At 73.2% G+C, this 17,032-nt stretch carries 15 protein-coding genes and 1 tRNA gene; 6 read left to right on the forward strand and 10 right to left on the reverse strand.

Translation table 11 applies throughout. The annotated features are described in order from the left end of the window. Positions 1 to 6: 6 nt before the first annotated feature. The 4 genes from WMF44_RS13130 to WMF44_RS13145 all read left to right on the forward strand — a co-directional run bounded on the left by WMF44_RS13130 (position 7) and on the right by WMF44_RS13145 (position 3,920). Positions 7 to 2,034 carry a M1 family metallopeptidase gene (locus WMF44_RS13130; RefSeq protein ID WP_437299466.1) on the forward strand — a complete coding sequence of 676 codons (2,028 nt, stop codon included), beginning with the start codon at positions 7 to 9 and terminating at the stop codon, positions 2,032 to 2,034. After that, complete coding sequence (locus WMF44_RS13135) at positions 2,031 to 2,990, forward strand: hypothetical protein (RefSeq protein ID WP_437299467.1); 960 nt, start codon at positions 2,031 to 2,033, stop codon at positions 2,988 to 2,990. Before WMF44_RS13130 ends, WMF44_RS13135 begins: the two co-directional genes overlap by 4 nt. A gap of 36 nt (positions 2,991 to 3,026) precedes the next feature. Next, positions 3,027 to 3,099, forward strand: a tRNA-Phe gene (locus WMF44_RS13140). A 335-nt stretch (positions 3,100 to 3,434) separates the two neighbouring features. Further along, positions 3,435 to 3,920 carry a response regulator gene (locus WMF44_RS13145; RefSeq protein ID WP_437299468.1) on the forward strand — a complete coding sequence of 162 codons (486 nt, stop codon included), beginning with the start codon at positions 3,435 to 3,437 and terminating at the stop codon, positions 3,918 to 3,920. Between the two features lie 232 nt (positions 3,921 to 4,152). Here the strand turns inward: WMF44_RS13145 and WMF44_RS13150 are convergent, their stop codons facing one another. The 7 genes from WMF44_RS13150 to WMF44_RS13180 all read right to left on the reverse strand — a co-directional run bounded on the left by WMF44_RS13150 (position 4,153) and on the right by WMF44_RS13180 (position 12,237). Then, positions 4,153 to 4,497 (reverse strand): hypothetical protein, encoded by a 345-nt coding sequence (locus tag WMF44_RS13150; protein WP_437299469.1) that lies wholly within the window; start codon positions 4,495 to 4,497, stop codon positions 4,153 to 4,155. A 188-nt stretch (positions 4,498 to 4,685) separates the two neighbouring features. Then, entirely contained in the window at positions 4,686 to 5,267 is a 582-nt protein-coding gene (locus WMF44_RS13155; protein ID WP_437299470.1) for a hypothetical protein, read from the reverse strand. Between the two features lie 111 nt (positions 5,268 to 5,378). Then, positions 5,379 to 6,293 carry an SH3 domain-containing protein gene (locus WMF44_RS13160; protein ID WP_437299471.1) on the reverse strand — a complete coding sequence of 305 codons (915 nt, stop codon included), beginning with the start codon at positions 6,291 to 6,293 and terminating at the stop codon, positions 5,379 to 5,381. 70 nt (positions 6,294 to 6,363) lie between these two features. Further along, on the reverse strand, positions 6,364 to 8,703 hold the full coding sequence (locus tag WMF44_RS13165) for a DUF4340 domain-containing protein (RefSeq protein ID WP_437299472.1): 2,340 nt from the start codon (positions 8,701 to 8,703) through the stop codon (positions 6,364 to 6,366). After that, positions 8,703 to 10,409 (reverse strand): GldG family protein, encoded by a 1,707-nt coding sequence (locus WMF44_RS13170; protein ID WP_437299473.1) that lies wholly within the window; start codon positions 10,407 to 10,409, stop codon positions 8,703 to 8,705. Before WMF44_RS13170 ends, WMF44_RS13165 begins: the two co-directional genes overlap by 1 nt. Beyond that, entirely contained in the window at positions 10,409 to 11,155 is a 747-nt protein-coding gene (locus WMF44_RS13175; protein WP_437299474.1) for an ABC transporter permease, read from the reverse strand. Before WMF44_RS13175 ends, WMF44_RS13170 begins: the two co-directional genes overlap by 1 nt. Further along, complete coding sequence (locus WMF44_RS13180) at positions 11,152 to 12,237, reverse strand: ABC transporter ATP-binding protein (protein WP_437299475.1); 1,086 nt, start codon at positions 12,235 to 12,237, stop codon at positions 11,152 to 11,154. Before WMF44_RS13180 ends, WMF44_RS13175 begins: the two co-directional genes overlap by 4 nt. A gap of 292 nt (positions 12,238 to 12,529) precedes the next feature. On the opposite strand from WMF44_RS13180, the gene WMF44_RS13185 reads away from it, so the two are divergent. Both WMF44_RS13185 and WMF44_RS13190 read left to right on the forward strand, forming a co-directional pair. Next, positions 12,530 to 12,997, forward strand: a complete 468-nt coding sequence (locus tag WMF44_RS13185; RefSeq protein WP_012235064.1) for a DUF3293 domain-containing protein — start codon at positions 12,530 to 12,532, stop codon at positions 12,995 to 12,997. A 129-nt stretch (positions 12,998 to 13,126) separates the two neighbouring features. After that, entirely contained in the window at positions 13,127 to 13,567 is a 441-nt protein-coding gene (locus WMF44_RS13190; protein ID WP_437299476.1) for a hypothetical protein, read from the forward strand. Positions 13,568 to 13,732: 165 nt separating this feature from the next. Here the strand turns inward: WMF44_RS13190 and WMF44_RS13195 are convergent, their stop codons facing one another. The 3 genes from WMF44_RS13195 to WMF44_RS13205 are packed head-to-tail and all read right to left on the reverse strand — an operon-like array spanning position 13,733 to position 16,888. Then, positions 13,733 to 14,437 (reverse strand): response regulator transcription factor, encoded by a 705-nt coding sequence (locus tag WMF44_RS13195; RefSeq protein ID WP_437299477.1) that lies wholly within the window; start codon positions 14,435 to 14,437, stop codon positions 13,733 to 13,735. A gap of 49 nt (positions 14,438 to 14,486) precedes the next feature. Next, positions 14,487 to 15,518 (reverse strand): sensor histidine kinase, encoded by a 1,032-nt coding sequence (locus WMF44_RS13200; protein ID WP_437299478.1) that lies wholly within the window; start codon positions 15,516 to 15,518, stop codon positions 14,487 to 14,489. Between the two features lie 59 nt (positions 15,519 to 15,577). Continuing rightward, a complete protein-coding gene (locus WMF44_RS13205) occupies positions 15,578 to 16,888 on the reverse strand; it encodes a thymidine phosphorylase (RefSeq protein ID WP_437299479.1) in 1,311 nt (436 codons plus the stop codon). Positions 16,889 to 17,032 lie beyond the last annotated feature (144 nt).

A 17,032-nucleotide genomic window follows, 5' to 3' on the forward strand; every position in this document is an offset into this window, starting at 1 on the left:
GCACCGGTGCGCACGGCTCTCCAGGCCGCTGTCGGTCTCCTCCTCGCGCTGCTCGCCGGCCGCATGGGCGCGTCGCTCCTCTCGACGGTCCAGCCGATCGAGCCCGACGCTCCGGCCCGGCGGTCGCCGGCCGCTCCCTCCGGCGCGAGCGCCGCGCCGGCGCTGGCAGCTCCGGCGCCCGCGCCTCCGCCGGACGCCGAGCTCGCGGCCCACGCCGATCCGATCGCGAGCTACACGCTGCGCGCGAGCCTCGATCCGGCGCAGCACACGATGCACGGCGAGGGCACGCTGGTCTGGCGGAACGCGTCGCGCGAGCCGCAGCGCGAGCTGTTCGTCCACCTCTACCTGAACGGCTTCAAGGACCCGCGCACCGTGTTCCTCCGCTCGTCCATCGACGGCTTTCGCGGTGGCGAAATGCTCTATGATTACGGGCATATCCAGGTGACCCGCTTCGCGGTTCGCGAGATGGAAGGCGCGGACGTGTGGCCCCGCGGGAAGCCCACGACGCCCGGCGATCCCGACGACGAGACCGACATCCGGGTGGAGCTGCCGCGGGCCGTACCGCCGGGCGAGGCGATCACGATCGATCTCGCGTGGGACGCGGACCTCCCGTCGCTCGCGCTCAGGACGGGTCACCACGGGAGCTTCCACATGGTGGGGCAGTGGTTCCCGAAGATCGCGCGCCTCGAGCCCGACGGGCGCTGGGCGCACTTCCCTTACCACCGGCTCTCGGAGTTCTACGCCGACTTCGGGGCGTACGACGTGACGGTCGACGTCCCGGAGCGCTTCGCGGTCGGGGCGACCGGCCGGCTCGTGGAGGAGCGGCGGGCCGACGGGCGAGCGATCCGCCGGTTCGTGCAGGAGGACGTGCACGACTTCGCCTTCGCCGCGTGGGACCGCTTCCGCGAGCTGCGCGCCACGACCGGCGACGGCGTCGCGATCCGGTGCCTCTTCCCCGAGGGGAGCGAGCGCGAGGCGGCGCTGGAGATCGACCTGGTCCGGTTCGGCCTCGAGCGCTTCGGCGCGGCGTTCGGCCGCTACCCGTACGGCACGCTCACGATCGTGCACCCGCCGGAGGGCGCCGAGGAGGCGGGCGGCATGGAGTATCCGACGCTCATCACGACCGGCGGCAGCTGGCTCTGGCCCGCCGTGGGCGTGCGCTTCGTCGAGGCGGTCACGGTGCACGAGCTCGCGCACCAGTGGTTCTACGGCCTCGTCGCGACGAACGAGCACCGCTACCCGTTCCTCGACGAGGGCCTCACCACCTACGCGGAAGCGGGCGCGCTGCGCGCGCGCTACGGCGACGGCTCGTGGGCGCGCCTGCTCGGCCTCGAGATCGACCTCCGCGCGCAGTACCGCGCCGACGCGCTCACGTCGGGCCACAACGGCGCCGTCGCCCAGCCGGCCGCGGGCTTCGTCGACGGAAAGGACTACCTCGGGCTCGTGTACGGGAGGCCCGCGGTGCTCCTCGCGACCCTCGAGGGCGTGTACGGCGAGGACCTCGTGCGGCGAGCCGTCGGCCGCTACGCGCGCGAGAACCGGTTCCGGCACCCCGGCCCCGAGGCGCTGCTCGACGCGGTGCGGCGGGAGGTGGGCGACGAGGCGGCCGAGGCGCTCCGAGCCGGGCTCTTCGAGCGTGCGTGGGTCGACTACACCGTCGAGGCGTTCGACGCATGGCCCGCGGACACCGCGGCGCCCGCGCCGGGCGAGGCCGGGATCGAGGCGGCGGGCTACCGCGGCCGCGCCGTCGTGCGGCGCCGCGGCTCGCTCGTGCTCCCCGTCGACGTCGCGCTGCACGGCGAGGACGGGAGCGTGCAGCGGGCGCGGTGGGATGCGCGTGAGAGCACCGCCGCGATCCCTTACGCCGGCGCCTCTCCGCTCGTCGCGGTGGTGATCGACCCCGACCACCGGGTGCTGCTCGACGAGGACCTTGCGAACAACGCGCGCCGATCGCGCCCCGACCTCCTCGCGCCCGGCGTGCTCTCGCGCGCGAGCTTCGCCGTGGGGCTCGCGCTCACGCTCCTCGGGCCATGAGCGCGCCGGCGGAGCGGGGCGCGAGCGATCCGGGCTCGCAGGGGGCCGCGGGGGCCGAGCCAGGGCGCGCGGCGGGGCGCCCCGCCGCGCACGAGCGGCCAGCGGCGGTCGCGCTGTACTTCGGCTACCGGGCGCTCGCCTCGCTCGTTGTCGCGGCGCCGCTGTCCGTCTTCGTGGCCCAGATCGTCGGCGAATACCCGCGCGGCGACGCGATGCTCTTCGAGCCCGGCGGCCTGATGCTCAGCGAGCTCGCGCGTCTCTCGGCGCACGCCGCCGCTGCCCTCGCCACGCAGCTCGGCCTGGGCACCCTGCTGGCCGCCGCGCTCGGGCTGCTCCCGCTCGCGGTGCTCCTCGCCGCGCTGAGCCAGAAGGGACCGCTCTCCGCGCAGGACCTGGGAGGCCGCGCGGCGCGCGCCCTGGGCCCGCTCGCGCTGCTCTGGGGCGTCGCGCTCGCGGCGCAGGTCGCCGCTGCGGCGCTCGTCCTGCTCCCCGGGACGAAGCTCTGCGCGGAGCTCCCGATCCTGCCGCGCGGCCGCGACCTTGCGGCGATCGCCGTCGCCGTTGTCGCGCTGGTGCCGGTCGCGGCCATCGCCCTGCTCCACGATCTCGCGCGGGTCGCCGTGGTCGGTGAGCAGCGGGGCTTCTACACCGCCGTCTCCAGAGGGCTCGACGCGCTGCGCGGCGCTCCGCTAGCGGCCGTCTGGGCCTGTGCGTCCCGGGGCGCCCTCGCGGCCGTCGCGCTCGCCGGCGGGGCGTTGGGCATGCACCTCGCCGGGGTCAGCAGCGGCCCGCGCGTCGCGGCCGCGCTCGCCGCGCAGCTCGCGGCGCTCGCCGCCGCGGCCTACCTGCGCGCCTCGTGGCTCGCGGCCGCCTTCCGGCTGCTCGATCGCTCCGCGGAGCGCGCCGAAGAATTCCTTGACATTCGACCACATCCGCGTAACGTAGCCCGCCCGTGACCGACGCTTCCGGCGTAAGCGCGGGGCCCGCAGCAAGCCCAGGTAGCTCAGTTGGTAGAGCAGAGGATTGAAAATCCTCGTGTGGGCGGTTCGATTCCGTCCCTGGGCACTACCGTTCTCTTGCTTGGATCGGCGAGCAAACGCCGCCGTACCGTCCTCACACGCTAGCGTGAGCAGCCGTTCCGCACGGCGCAGCCGCTTGTCGTGGGTTCGCAGGTCTGCGGGTAACTCCTCCTCTCGCCAGCTGGCCTCGGCGGCTCGCTGCGGGGGAGCGCGCAGCTGTCTGTTCAGGAGTACTTTCGCGGGTTTGGCCACATCGGGTGACAGTGGAACTTGGTTCCGGTGCGGTAGCGATCCTGATAAGGTGACGGGGGGATCACTCGTTGCAACCTGAACACTCCGGAGGCGTCCCAGGGAACGGCGCCTCCTCATGGAGGCTCCCTCATGGCCGATCGTCGTGTCGACTCCTCGCGAAAGAGCTCTCCGGAAACGGCCTCCGCTTCCGACTCGGCGCCGCGGAGCCGGCCGTCCGCGCCAAGTAGCCAGCCCAGCGAGACCGCTCGAAAGAAGAAGATCCTCGTCGTCGACGACTCGCTGACTTCGCTGCTGTCACAGCAGCTGACGCTCGGCGTGGACGACTACGACATCGTCATCGCGCGCAACGGCAAGGAGGCCATCGCGAAGGCGATTTCGGAGCGCCCCGATCTCATCTTGATGGACGTCGTCATGCCGGCGATGGACGGCTTCCAGGCCTGCAGGTGGCTCCGCGCGTTCGACGCGACGAAGACCGTGCCGATCATCATGATGACGACGAGGAGCGATCAGACGAGCATCAAGATCGGCTTCGCGAACGGGTGTACCGACTACCTCATCAAGCCTTTCGACAGCAATACGCTGCTCACGAAGGTCCGCACCCACCTCGGCGAATAAGCGATCTCGCCCTCTCGGCGCGCGCCAGGCGCTGCTTCGATCGAACCCTGGCGACCGGAAAGGCCCTCCGCGCGCAGGAGCAGCTTGCAGGAAGACGGGACGGCAGGCGCCGCGTGAGGCCTGCCGCGACACCTACCCGAGCGCCGCGAGCGCGCCCCGCGCGAGGTGCCCTGTCGCGAGGGGCGCAGAGGAGCCACGCGGCGCGCGCGACAGGCCCGGCGCCGGCCGTCGATCAGAAGAACTGGGCCACGACGGCGCCGGACACGGGCAGTCCGGCGCATTCGCGCAGGTTCTCTATCACCGTGTTGCACCCGGCGATGGCGACGTCTCTGCCGTCGCACACGAACTCATCGTCGATGCAGGAGATGGCCTCGTCGAACTGGTCCTGGCAGCCGTCGTACTCCGCGGATCTCTCGGCGTCCTCGAGGGCGTCCACGCACTCCACCTCGTCTCTTTCGCTGCACGAGCCAGTGCAATCGCACTTGTCCTCGCACAGGCCGGACAGCGAAGCACCACAGCCCGGAAGCATGGCGAGCGCGAGCGCGAGGGCGATCGTGAACGAGGGGGCGAGCTTCAAGGGGTATCCTCCGAGCTGGACGCGCAGCGCGCGAGCTACGATGACGGTGGCTCTCTTATCGCGTCCGCGGAGGAGGCACAAGCCCGCACGTGCGCCGCCGGCCGTACCCCAGGGAGCTGGCCAGTGTGCGATACCGTCTCCCTCTCAGTTCCCCCTCAGTTCCCCCTCAGTTCCCCCTCAGTTCCCCCTCAGTTCCGCTGGCCTCGTTTGGCTCCTTCGGACCGCGCCGGCCAGAGCCGGCGGAAGCCGATGCCGAGGAGGGTGCCGTCGTCGCGCCGCACCAGGCCGCCGAAGCGGCACTTCTCCACCAGCGTGCCTTCGGCGAGATCGCCGCCGTCCTGAAACCGGATGCGCTGGCCCTCGCTCAGGGCCGCGAAGACGCGCGCGTCGGCCGCGATGGCGAGGAGCGACTCCGGCGCAGCGACGCGCAACGGCGCGAGATCGGCAGGGCGCGCTCGGTGAACCACGCCCCGGCGGGTCGCGGCGCTCGCGAGGTCCAGGCCTCGCGCTTCGTCCCGGGTGGATGATGCCGTTGTGGTGGTGTCAATCCACACATCGACGGTGGTGCCACCCCTGTACAGGACCACCCCGGGGAGCGCCTTGCCCGTGGTGGTGGTCAGCAGGACCAGCTCGCCCACGCCGGGCTCGGTCGACGCGCGCCCGCCGAGGCGCTCACGCACCGCGTCCACCGTGGGCGTGGCCGACGCAGGCGCCGTCGCGCGGTCGGCGTGGGCCAGGTGGAGCAGGGGGAGCGAAAACTTGCGCGTCATCGGCCCAACCATTCTACGCGAACCGACGCGCCATCGCTCGGGCGCGGCCCTGGGATCCGCGCCTGAAGCCGCCCGCGTGTCTCCCATCAGGCCGACGCTCGCGGCCCCCGGCTACAGGCCGATGGCGCCCCGGTACATCCACCCCGTCTTGCCGCGGTGCTCGATCTTGTACCAATCGTTCTGCCGGCCAACGAGCTTGACCCGAGTGCCACGCACCAGCCGCATCACCACATCACCCTCCTTGGGCGCGCCGCGGACGAGCGCAGTATCCCAGCTCACCGTGGCCAGGCCGCTCACGGCGGTCTCGCTCGTGGTCGTGCCGGCGGCCTGCTCCTGTTCGCCGCCGCCGGCCTCGGCCTTCCCGGCGTCGGCCTGCGCGCCCGGGGGATAGAAGGTGGCAGTGTAAACGAGGGAGTACCGGCGGTACTTGTGCGGGACTTCCTCGAGCGACACGTTCGAGAACTCCCGCGCTGCGCACTGGAGAATGCCGCTGACGGTCGAGGCCGGCAGGCTCGTCTTCTTCCCCTTGACGACCTGGACCTCCTTCTTCTCGAAGTTGAGCTCGAAGCCGATCGGGAGCTTGCCGTTCACGCCGAGCGCCGCCGGACACTGGGCGAGCTCCTTCAGCCGGGGCAGCGCGATCGGATCGAACTGGAGCTCTCCGCAGTCCTCGACCTTCTTGTTCTTCTTGTCGGAGCAGCGCGTGATCCTGCCAGGGCCGACCACGATCTGCTGCTGGTTCTTCGCGGCGGCCTCGGGAGGCTTGGCCTCGGGCTCCGCGGTCCCGGGCGCCGCTGCCGCGGGGGGAGGGGACGCCGGCGCCGCCGTGGCCTCGGCCGTCGCCTTGACGTCGGAAGGCACGGTCGGGCCGATGCGGACGCCGGCGAGCTTGGGCCACGCGACGCCGACGACAAACCCCACCAGCGCGATCACCCCGACCCGCGACCAGACCGGCTGCTCATCGCCGGGACGGGGGATGTCGACCGTCAGCGGGCGCTGCCTCTTCGCCATGTCCGCCTTCGCCATGTCCAGCACGTCGCCTAGCACAGGTGAGCCATCAGAACGAAATAGTCCGTTCGATCGGGCCGCGGACCGCTCAGTCGCCCGCGATGCCCGCCGCCTCGAGGAGCGGTCGCACCCGGGACTGCGCGATGGCGTAGACCGCGCGCACGTCGTCGCGCCGGGCGTAGACGACGTTCGTGCCGCGGAAGGCGTCGCCCGCGCCGATCGCGAACGTGAACGACCCCACCGGCGCCCGCGACGGGACCGCGCCGCTTTCCTCCGCCGGGGCGGCCTGCGGCCGGGAAAGCTCGACGGTGACCCGGAGGCGCGGCGGGCCGAGGCCATGGCGCCGCTCCGGCTCGCCCAGCGCGACGGCGCCCTCGGCCCGAAGATCGGCCAGCGCGTCCCGGACGCTCGCGGCCAGCGCGGCGGCGGTCGCCTGATCGGCCGCTCCCGCGATCGTGAAGCCCTCCGGCGAGCGCTCGATCACGACCGGCTTCGCTTCCCGAGGGGCCAGCGTCACCCGCGCGATCTCGTGAGGCGGGACGAGGAAGACGTCGCGGCGGAGCAGCAGGCGACCGGCCGCGGCCTCCAGCGCCGGCGGCGCGACGAACACCGCAGCGCCGTCCCCGGCGCGCGCGAAGGAGCCCGCGCCTGCGCGCGCGCCGAGCGCCACCCGGGCCGCGCGCGTCGCCGCGCCGGTGCTTCCACCGCCGGGCTCCGGCGCGGGGTCGAGCTCGGCCTCGACCACGAGCCGGGGCGCGCCGAGCCCGTGGCTCTGGCCAGCCTCCTCGGCGATCCAGCGCTCGGCCTGGAGGCCGGCGAGCAGCTCGGCGAGCTCGTCGGCCAGCCCGCTGTCGGCCGCGAGGCCCTCGCCTGTCGGATCGACGAGCCGCCAGGCGCCCTCGCCCGTCCGGCGGAGCCGCTGGACCAGGCCGGGGCGCTCGATCCGCAGCGCGCTGACCCGATCGGGGGTGAAATCGAACACCTTCATGGAGCGTAGCGACACCTCGGAAGGAAGGAGCGCGCCGGCGGCCACGGCCGGGATCTCGGCGATCGCGCCGTCCTCGAGCCGCCGGACGTGCACCACGCCGGCCTGCTCGGCGCCGATCTCGAGCGTCTCGATCCGCTCCTGCGGCTCGCCCTCGGCGACCGCGCCCGGCGGCGTCGAGACGACGCGGAGGGTGGCCCGAGGCGAGGCGAGGCCGATCGCCGCGCGATCGCGCGCCCCGGGCAGGAGGCGCGCGGCGCGCACGTCGAGGATCGCCTGGACCAGGGCGCGGCCCGTCTCCGTCGGGACAGGCCGGTCCTGGGGAGCCCGCAGGTGCCACTCGCTGCCGGCGCGCGCGAGCTCCAGCGAACGCTCGCCGGCGGCGAGCTTCACCTCGGCGACCTCGTCGAGCGGCGCGGCGACGAGCGCGAGATCGACGAAGCGCGACGCCTCCTCGGTGAGCGGCTCGAGCACGCTCGCGGGCACGCAGGCGGCCGCGCGCGCGGGCTCGCGCCGCGCCGCGACGACGTGATCGGGCCTGCCCGGGCAGGCGCCGCCCACGTCGATCACGCCGCGCTTCGCCGCGGGATCGCTCGGCTCCAGCGTCAGCGTGACCCGGGGGCCGCCGGAGGACGCGGCCTGCCGCGCTTCCTCCTCCGAGAGGAACGCCTCGGCCTGCATGCGGTCGAGCGCCGAGAGCACGAGATCGAGCGCCGGCGCGCTGACCCGGACGCCGCTGCCCTCGGGCGAGCCCTCCGCGAAGCGGAAGCCGGCCCCGCGGCCGCCGCCCCAGGGGGCGCGCGAGAACCGCCGCGATCCGCCGTCGCCCTCGAGCGTGAGGCCCGAGAGCTCCGCGGCGACGTAGGGGACGAAGCTCCGCGAGCGGAAGCGATCCGGCGGCACCTCGAGGGCCGAGGCGAGCTGCTTCGTGATGACGAAGACGCCTCGGCCCGCGACCTCGGCGTAGACCGCGCCGGGCGGCGTCGGGGCGCCGCCGCCGAGCAGCAGGCGCTCGCGGCGCGGGCCCATCGCGAGCGCGATCGAGAGCCTGGGCGGGGCCAGGCCGAGGGCGGCCGGGTCGCTCGCCTCCGCGGAGACGCGCCGCTCCGCGGTCGCGAACTCCAGCGTGCCGAGGAGCTGGTCGACCGTGGGCTCGTCGGCCGGGTAGCGCTGCCCGTCGATCTCGACGTTCCAGGGGCGCTGGCCGGCGTCGTCGACCTCGCCGCGGGTGAGCCGCGCGGTCCGCGGCGCGCCGGGCGCGGCCATCGTGACGGTGAGCTCGGTGATCTCGTCGGGTCGCCACGCTTCGATCAGGTGCTTCTTGCGCCGCTCGGCCTCGTCGGTGGACACCGAGCCCCGGTCGAGGACGAGCAGCGCGACGGCCGCCGCGGCGGTGAGCGCGACAAGGAGCAGCGTCGTCGCGTGCCGGCGCAGCGGCCGCATCACGGCGATCCTTCGCGCTCGGCCCCGGCCCCGGCCGGCGCGCCGCGCGCGTCGCGTCCGGCCGGCGCGCCGGGGCCCCCCTTGTCGCCGGGGCGGCGCTCGGAGCCGCGCCGCGCCAGGTACACGGCGAGGCCGAGGAGGGCCGCGGCGAGCGGCATGTACACGATGACGTAGCGGAAGATCCCGGCGAGCGAGTCCTCGCTGATCCGCAGGCCCGCCGTGAACGCCGGCTTGTCCGGGATGTCGAGCATGGGCGGGCTCGCCGCGAGCCAGGACAGCGCGCTCTCGACGAGCACGGCTGTCCCGCGGAGCTCGGGGCTCTGCCAGTTCGCGCCGTAGAGCACGCCGGGCGAGCCGACCACCACGACGCGCGGCCCGTGCGCGGCGCTGGACCCCGCGGGCTTCGGCAGCTCCGAGGCGCAGGCGACCGTGAGCGGACCCGGGTGATCGCCGTCGCGCGGCTTCGGTTCGGACGGATCCCGGGCCCAGCCGAAGAAATCGACCATGCCGAAGGCCTTGTCGCTCGTCACGAGCAGGGGCGCCGGGACCACCGGCCCGCTCGCCGTGGGCGCGAGCGAGCTCGCCACGGTGAGCACCGGGCCGAGCCCGAGATCGGCCGCCTTGATCAGTCCTTCGGTGATCGGGTGCGGCCTGACGATCGGCGCGAAGGTCTCGCCGAAGCCCTGCGTCGACCGGAGCTTCGGGTCGAGCTCGAACACGAAGTCCGACCGGAGCTCGACCCCCGCCACGGCGAGCAGGCCCGAGAGCCCGAGGTCCACGTACCGCTGATCGCTCTCGTCCGGCACGGGCCCGAGCGCGATCAGCGCGCTGCCGCCCCTCTCGATGAACGCGCGGTAGCGGGCCACGTCGCTGGCCGGCACCGGCCGGCTCGGCCCGGCGAGGACGAGCACCCGGCAGCGGTCGAGATCGACCTCCGGCGCGGGCTCCGCCGGCGCGGCGAGAGCCTCCTCTTCGTCTTCGTCGCCGTGGCCGTGGCCGTCCGCGCCGCGGCGGCCGCCGAGCGCCACGACCTCGTAGTTGTTCTTGTTGAGCCGGTCCTTCAGCGCTGCGAGCCCGCCGGCGCCGCCGGCCTCGATCGACTTCTCCCCGTGCCCGGCCGCGAAGCAGATCAGCGGCCGCTCGCTGCGCAGGACGCTCCGGATCGCGCCGGTCAGCGCCTGCTCGAGCCGCGGGCGCGACCGCAGGTCGTCCTCGTCCTCGACCTCGACGAGGTCGCTCGCCGTCAGGAAATGGGGCCGATCGCCGCGCGCGACGATGATCGCCGCGTCCGTGACGATGCGCCCGTCGTCCGTCTTGCCCGCGACGACGCCGTAGCGCTGCTGCACCGCCAGGAACTCCGCCGGGCGCCGGTCGGGATCGGTCACCTCGACCTCGATCCGCGGGTTCTCGGCCCGGTACGCGTCGAGCAGGTGCCGCACCGAGAGCGTCAGGGGGTCGCCCTCCGAGAGCAGGACGTAGACGCGGATCGGCTCCTCGATCGAGCGCAGCGTCGAGACGGTCGCGTCGCTCAGCGTGTACAGGCCGCCCTGCGTCCAGTCCCAGCGCTTGTAGTGGCGGGCGACGAGCAAGTTGACCAGCACCGCGAGCACCATCGCCGCGATGATCCCGACGCTCGTCGAGAGCTTCTCGCCGAGCGAGGTGCCCGGCGGCGGAGCCCCGGCTTGCGCGGGCCGCTCTCCGGACATCAGCCCCACCTCCACGCGTCCACCGCGCGCACGGTCACGAACAGCGGCAGCGCGACCACCGTCGCGTCGAACACGAGGCGGCGCAGATCGACGATCCCCCGGGAGAAGTCGTTCATCTGCGTCCACACCGAGACGTAGGCGCAGAGGTCGTGGGCCGGGCCGTCCGGGAAGATGAACTCGCCGATGCCGAGGATGAACATGCCCATCACCGCCATCGTGCTGAGCACCGCGGCCATGAGCTGGCTCTTCGTGAGCGCGCTGGTCATCGTCCCGATCGCGAGGTAGCCGGCGCCGACCGCGAAGACGGCGAGGTAGCTCGACCCCACGACCCGCCAGTCGAGCTCGCCGGTCCTGCCGATGAGGACGACGTAGAGCAGCGTCGGCGCCCACATCGCGACGTACGTCACGAGGGCCGCGGCGTACTTCGCCAGCACCACGCCGGCGGAGCCGACCGGCGCCGTCAGGAGCGCCTCGATCGTGCCGCTCCTGCGCTCCTCCGCGAAGAGCCGCATCGTGAGCAGCGGGCAGACGAAGAGCAGCGGCAGGTAGATCAGGATCGTCTGGCCGAAGAAGACCTGCACCGGGCCCGTGTCGGCGGAGAGCTCCACCTCGCCGGCGAACTGCGTCGCGATCAGGAAGAAGTGCACGCCCTGCACCAGCAGGAACGTGGTGATCAGCACCCACGCGAGCGGCGTCACGAAGAGCGAGAAGAGCTCCCGCTTGAAGATCGGCCAGAAGCCCCTCACCGCCGCTCCTTCACCGCGCCGCCCTCGCCGCGCCGGGCCGCGCTGCCCTTCTTCTTCTGGTTCCGGTCCCCGGCCGCCGGCCGAGGCGCCTCGCCGCCCTCCGCCCCGGGCTCGGCCGGCTCTCCGGCGCCGCCCCGCGCGCCGGCGTCGTCGGCCGCGGTCAGCTCGGAGAAGACCTGCTCCAGCGAAGGGGCCCAGGGGACGAGCTCGCGCACCCCGAGGCCCGCGGCGACCAGCGCGGCGACGAGGCGCTCGGCGGCCTCGCCCGCGTCGGCGCCGGCGTCGAACTCGACCGTGAGCCGCGCCGCCTCGCCGGCGTCCTCCGCCTCGGCCGAGCGGACCTGCGCCGCGCCGCGCGCCACCGCGAGCGCCGCGTCCACCGCGCCGCGCACGACGACGCGGGCGCCGGACGACCGGCGCATCGCGCGGATCTCGTCGATCGAGCCCTCCGCCACGAGCCTCCCGCGGGCGATCACGAGCGCCCGCGTGCACGTCGCCTCGACCTCGGAGAGGATGTGCGTCGAGAGCAGCACCGTGCGGTCACGGCCGAGCCGGCGCACGAGCGCGCGCACCTCGCGGATCTGGTTCGGATCGAGGCCCGCCGTCGGCTCGTCCAGGATGAGCAGCGGCGGGTCGCCGACGAGCGCGTCCGCGAGGCCGACCCGCTGGCGGTAGCCCTTCGAGAGGTGGCCGATCAGGACGCTCGCGACGTCCTCGACGTGCGCGTCGCGGAGGGCGCGCGCCACGGCCTCGCCGCGCGCGCGCCGCGGCACGAGCTTCAGCTCGGCGCGGAACGCGAGGTACTCCGAGACGCGCATCTCCGGGTAGAGCGGCGAGGTCTCGGGCATGTACCCGAGCGAGGCCCGCGCGCGCATCGGCTCCTCCGCGATGTCGTGGCCGGCGATCCGCACCCGGCCGGACGTCGCGCCGAGGAACCCCGCGAGGATGCGGAGGGTCGTGCTCTTGCCCGCGCCGTTCGGCCCGAGGAACCCGACGATCTCCCCCTGGCTCACCTGGAACGAGAGGTCGCTCACCGCCTGGTGGGGGCCGTAGGATTTGGAGAGGTGCTCGACCTCGATCATCGTGGCATCGGGCGCAGGGGGTCAGGGCCGCCGGCGCGGTGCGCGCGGGCAGGCCGGTCGATCGCGCGGAACGCTTAGCGCACCGGGCGGGGCAGGGGAAGCGCGCGCCGGTCTGGCGTGGTCTGGCGGTGGTCTGGCCGCGAGCGGCGCCGGCGAGTAGCCAGAGCCGCGCGTCTCTGGTAACCCTGCGCCGTCGCGCCCGGCGGCCCGGGCGCTCACGCCACGGGCCCCTCTGCAAGGCGACGCACCCGGTGCGCCGAGCGCCGCGGCCCCCTCACACCACCGCTGCACGATGGATCAGACGCTCCTCCGGTCGTATTTCTCGACCATCTACGAGTTCCCCACCCCGGCGGGGACGCTGCGCGTCTCGCTGGACGGCGAGATCGTCCAGGATCAGGCCGGGCTCCCCGAGCTCCTGACCCGCAAGTTCGCGGTGCTCACCGCCTACAACCCGCGCTCGATGCTCATCCCCCGCCGGGTCAACGATCAGCGCCACCACGTCCTCCGCGATCTCCTGATCCTCGGCTGTTACCGGGTGGAGCCGTGCGTCGGCTCCGAGGCGGAGCCGGAGGGCATCTGGCGCGAGCCGGCGTGGCTCGTCCACGGCATGGACCGGGACGAGGCGATCGCCTTCGGCCGCGTCTTCCGGCAGAACACGATCGTGTTCGCGCAAGGCGGCCGGCCGGAGCTCATCATCACCGATCCCACAGCCGACGACATCGGCCGAACTTTCCAGGGGAACTGGCGGGTGCGGTCCTGACCCACGCGGCGGTCGTGGACGTCGATCGCGGATTCCATGTTGAAACGTACCCGCAAAATGTGGGTTCATGCCTAGGCGTTTAGGGATGGGCGGACCGGCCTCGCTCACCACATGAGGAGACACAGCAGAATGCGCACCCAGGTCACCCTCGCAGCGCTCGTCGCGGCGCTCGGGCTCGTCGCCGGCGCTGGCGGCTGCGGCCAGAACAAGGTCTCGGAGTGCAACGCGCTCATCGAGGTCATCAACAAGGGCGTTCAGAGCATCGAGAAAGGCACCAAGGCCGGCACCGACCAGGGCGGGTCGAGCGAGCTGAAGGCGATGGCCGACGCGATGGACAAGGTGGCGGCCGACGCGGCGCAGGTGAAGCTGACCACCCCGGAGCTGCAGAAGTTCTCGGGCGAGTACCAGGCCATGGCGAAGGACGTCGCCAAGGCGGCGCGCGATCTCGCGACCGCGGCGGACGCCAACGACGCGGAGAAGAGCAACGCCGCCCAGGCGTCGATCGAGAAGGCGATCAAGCAGGAAGATCCCCTCGTCGACAACATCAACAAGTTCTGTCAGGCGCCCTGACAGGGCGCCCCCCGGAGCGCTCGCCCTCCGACCGCCGAACAGAGCGACGGTCTCCCGCACAGGAGACGGGCCCAGATCGGCGTTTTCGGCGCGCAAGCGCACTCCTGTGCACTGAGCACCGAAAACGTCGAGGTGGGCCCGTATCCGAAGCGGGTGACCGCCGCTCTAGGGGACGAAGCGATAGCCGACGCCGCGCACCGTCAGCAGGTGGCGCGGCGTCGTTGCGTTCTCTTCCAGCTTGTTGCGGAGCTGGAGGATGAAATTGTCGATGGTGCGCGGGGTCCCGTGGTGCGTCGGGCCCCAGACCTTGGCCTGGATCTGCTCCCTCGACAGGACCCTGCCGCCCGCCTCGGCGAGGCAGAGCAGCACGTCGAACTCGGTCGCCGTGAGCTCGATCAGCGCGTCGCCGCGGCGGACCTCGCGCGTCGCCGCGTTGATCACGATGTCGCCGGCGCGCAGCTGCGCCCCGTCGGCGCGCGCGATCGCGTCGCGCCGGAGCACGGCCTTCACGCGCGCGAGCAGCTCGGCCAGGCTGAACGGCTTCGTGATGTAGTCCTCGGCGCCGAGCTCGAGGCCCATCACCTTGTCCATCTCGGCGCCGCGCGCGGACAGCATGATCACCGGCAGGGTGCGCCGCTCGTTCCGGAGCATGCGGAGCAGCTCGAAGCCGTTCAGCCGGGGGAGCATGACGTCGATGATGATGAGATCGATCCCGCCGCCGCGGGCCAGCGCGAGCCCGCGCTCCCCGTCCTCGGCCACGAGGACGCGGTAGCCCTCGGCGGTCAGGTTCATCTCGAGACCCATCGCGATGCTGGGGTCGTCCTCCACGAGCAGGACGGTCCGCGCCGGTGTCTGAGGGGTTCGGGTCATGCTGAGGACGTCCTCTAGCATGTTCATGTCCTGACCGGCGGCGGCCGCGCTACGGCGGCGCGCTCGCGTCGGCGCCGTGATCCGACGCGTCGTTGTGCGCCGCGGCGACCGCGGGCGCGGCGTGCGCGGCGCTCCGCGGGCGTCGCTCGGCGCTCGCCTTGGGCGCGCTCCGGAGCGGGAGCACGAGGGTGAACGTGCTGCCCTTCCCGGGCTCGCTGTCGACGAGGATCTTGCCGCCGTGCGCCCGGATGACATGCTTGACGATCGACAGCCCGAGCCCCGAGCCCTCCTGCTGCCGGGCCAGGAGATCGTCGACCCGGTAGAACTTCTCGAAGATCCGCTTGTGCTCCGCGCGGGCGATGCCCTTGCCGTTGTCGCGGACCGTGAGCAGCGCCGACCGGTTGAGGACGTGGGCGGAGACGCTGATCTTCCTCGGCTGGCCGCCGTACTTGTAGGCGTTCGAGAGGAGGTTCACGATCGCGTCGACGAGCGCGCTGCGATCGCAGAGCACGGGCGGGAGGTTCGCGTCGATGGAGACGTCGAGGTCGACGCTGCGCTTCTCGCGGGTCGGCTCGAAGGCGTGGATCGCCTCGTCGGCGATCTCCCCGAGGTGGTGCTCCGAGAGCTCGTAGACGCGCCGGCCGCTCTCCATCCGCCCCCAGTCGAGCAGCCGATCGATGAGCTGCTGGAGGCGGGCGCTCTCTTTGGTGAGCGCCTCGATGCAGCGATCCTCGCTGATCGTGTCGCCGCGCCGGAGCGTGAGGGTCTCGGTGAACATCCGGATCGACGTGAGCGGGGTGCGCAGCTCGTGCGAGACCTTGGACACGAAATCGGCCTGGAGCTCGGACAGGTTGCGCTCGCGCCGGAGGAAGACCCACACGAGGATGACCCCGGTCGCGAGCGTCCCGCAGAACGTGAGGACGATGATCCCCATGATGAGGTTGTACTGGGCCTCGCCGAGGACGAGCAGGAGGAAGCCGACGCCCGACAGGAGCACGCCGGGGATGATGACCAGGTAGACGAGGAGCTGGATGATCCGCCGGTAGCCGAGCGTGGTGAGGTCGCGCCTCGGGGTCCGCATGCCGGCAGCTTAGTGGGGCCCCGCGCCGCCGGCGAGCCGCCGCGCGCGCCCGCGCGCGGCTATGCCTCGATCCGCTCCAGCACGAGCGCGGGCGCCTCGGCGGGCGCCGGGCCGAGCCGGAAGGCGGCGCGGACGCGATCGGCCGCGGCCCGCGCGTCGTCCGCCCGGCGCGCGTGGATGCGGGCGAGGGGCGCGCCGCGGTCCACGCGATCGCCGCGCACCGCGGCGAGCTCGATCCCCACGGCGGGGTCCACGCGCTGGTCGGCGCGCGTCCGCCCGGCGCCGAGCGCGACCGCCGACAGGCCGATCTCCAGCGGATCGACGGCGGCGACGTACCCCTCGTCCTGGGCGGCGACCTCGACAACGACGGGGGCGCTGGGCAGCCGGCCGGCGTCCTGCACCACGGCCGGATCGCCCTTCTGCGCGGCGATCATCCGCGCGAGGACCTCGGCCGCCGCGCCGCTCGCGATGGCGGCCTCGAGCTTCGGCCGCGCCTCGGCCGCGCTCGCCGCCGCGCCGCCGGCGATCAGCATCTCCTCGCCGAGGGCGAGCGTGCACGCGACCAGGTCGCCCGGCCCGCGGCCGTGCAGCACCTCGATCGCCTCGCGGGTCTCGATGGCGTTGCCGACGGTGCGCCCGAGCGGGGCGCTCATGTCGGTGAGCAGCGCGGAGACGCGCTTGCCGGCCGCGGTCCCGACGCGCACGAGCGCGGTCGCGAGGGCGCGGGCGTCGCCGAGGGTCTTCATGAACGCGCCGCGCCCGACCTTGACGTCGAGCACGAGCGCGTCGATGCCCTCCGCGAGCTTCTTCGAGAGGATGCTGGCGACGATGAGCGGGATCGACTCGACCGTGGCGGTCACGTCGCGCAGCGCGTAGATGCGCTTGTCCGCGGGCGCGATCCGCGCGGTCTGCCCGATCATGCACGTCCCCACCTCGCGGACGATGCGCGCGAACGCGCCGGCGTCGAGCGCGACGTCGAACCCCGGGATCGCCTCGAGCTTGTCGAGGGTGCCTCCGGTGTGGCCGAGGCCGCGGCCGGACACCATCGGGACGGGGACGCCGCAGGCGGCGACGAGGGGGGCGAGGCAGATCGAGACCTTGTCGCCGACGCCGCCGGTCGAGTGTTTGTCGACCTTCCGTCCGGGCACGCCGGACAGATCGAGGACGTCGCCCGAGTGGAGCATCGCGCGCGTGAGCGCGACCGTCTCGGCGTCGTCCATGCCGCGGAAGAAGATCGCCATGAGCAGCGCGGCCATCTGGTAATCGGCGAGCTCGCCGTCGCTGAGGGCGCGGACGATCCGCGCGATCTCGTCCTCGGACAGCCGCCCGCCGTCGCGCTTCTTGGCGACGAGCTCGACAAGGGTCTGCATCGGCGTCGAGCTTACCCGGGTTCGCCCCTATTTGTCCCTGGCGCGGGCCCCCCTATGGTCGGCGGGAGCGCGCGGACCGTCCCCGCAGGAGAGCGGCACGGCACAGGGAGCGGTCGCGCGGGAGAAGGGAGCCGCAGAGGGCCT

The sequence above is a fragment of the Sorangium sp. So ce426 genome (assembly GCF_051475585.1).
GTDB lineage: Bacteria > Myxococcota_A > Polyangia > Polyangiales > Polyangiaceae > Sorangium > Sorangium cellulosum_B.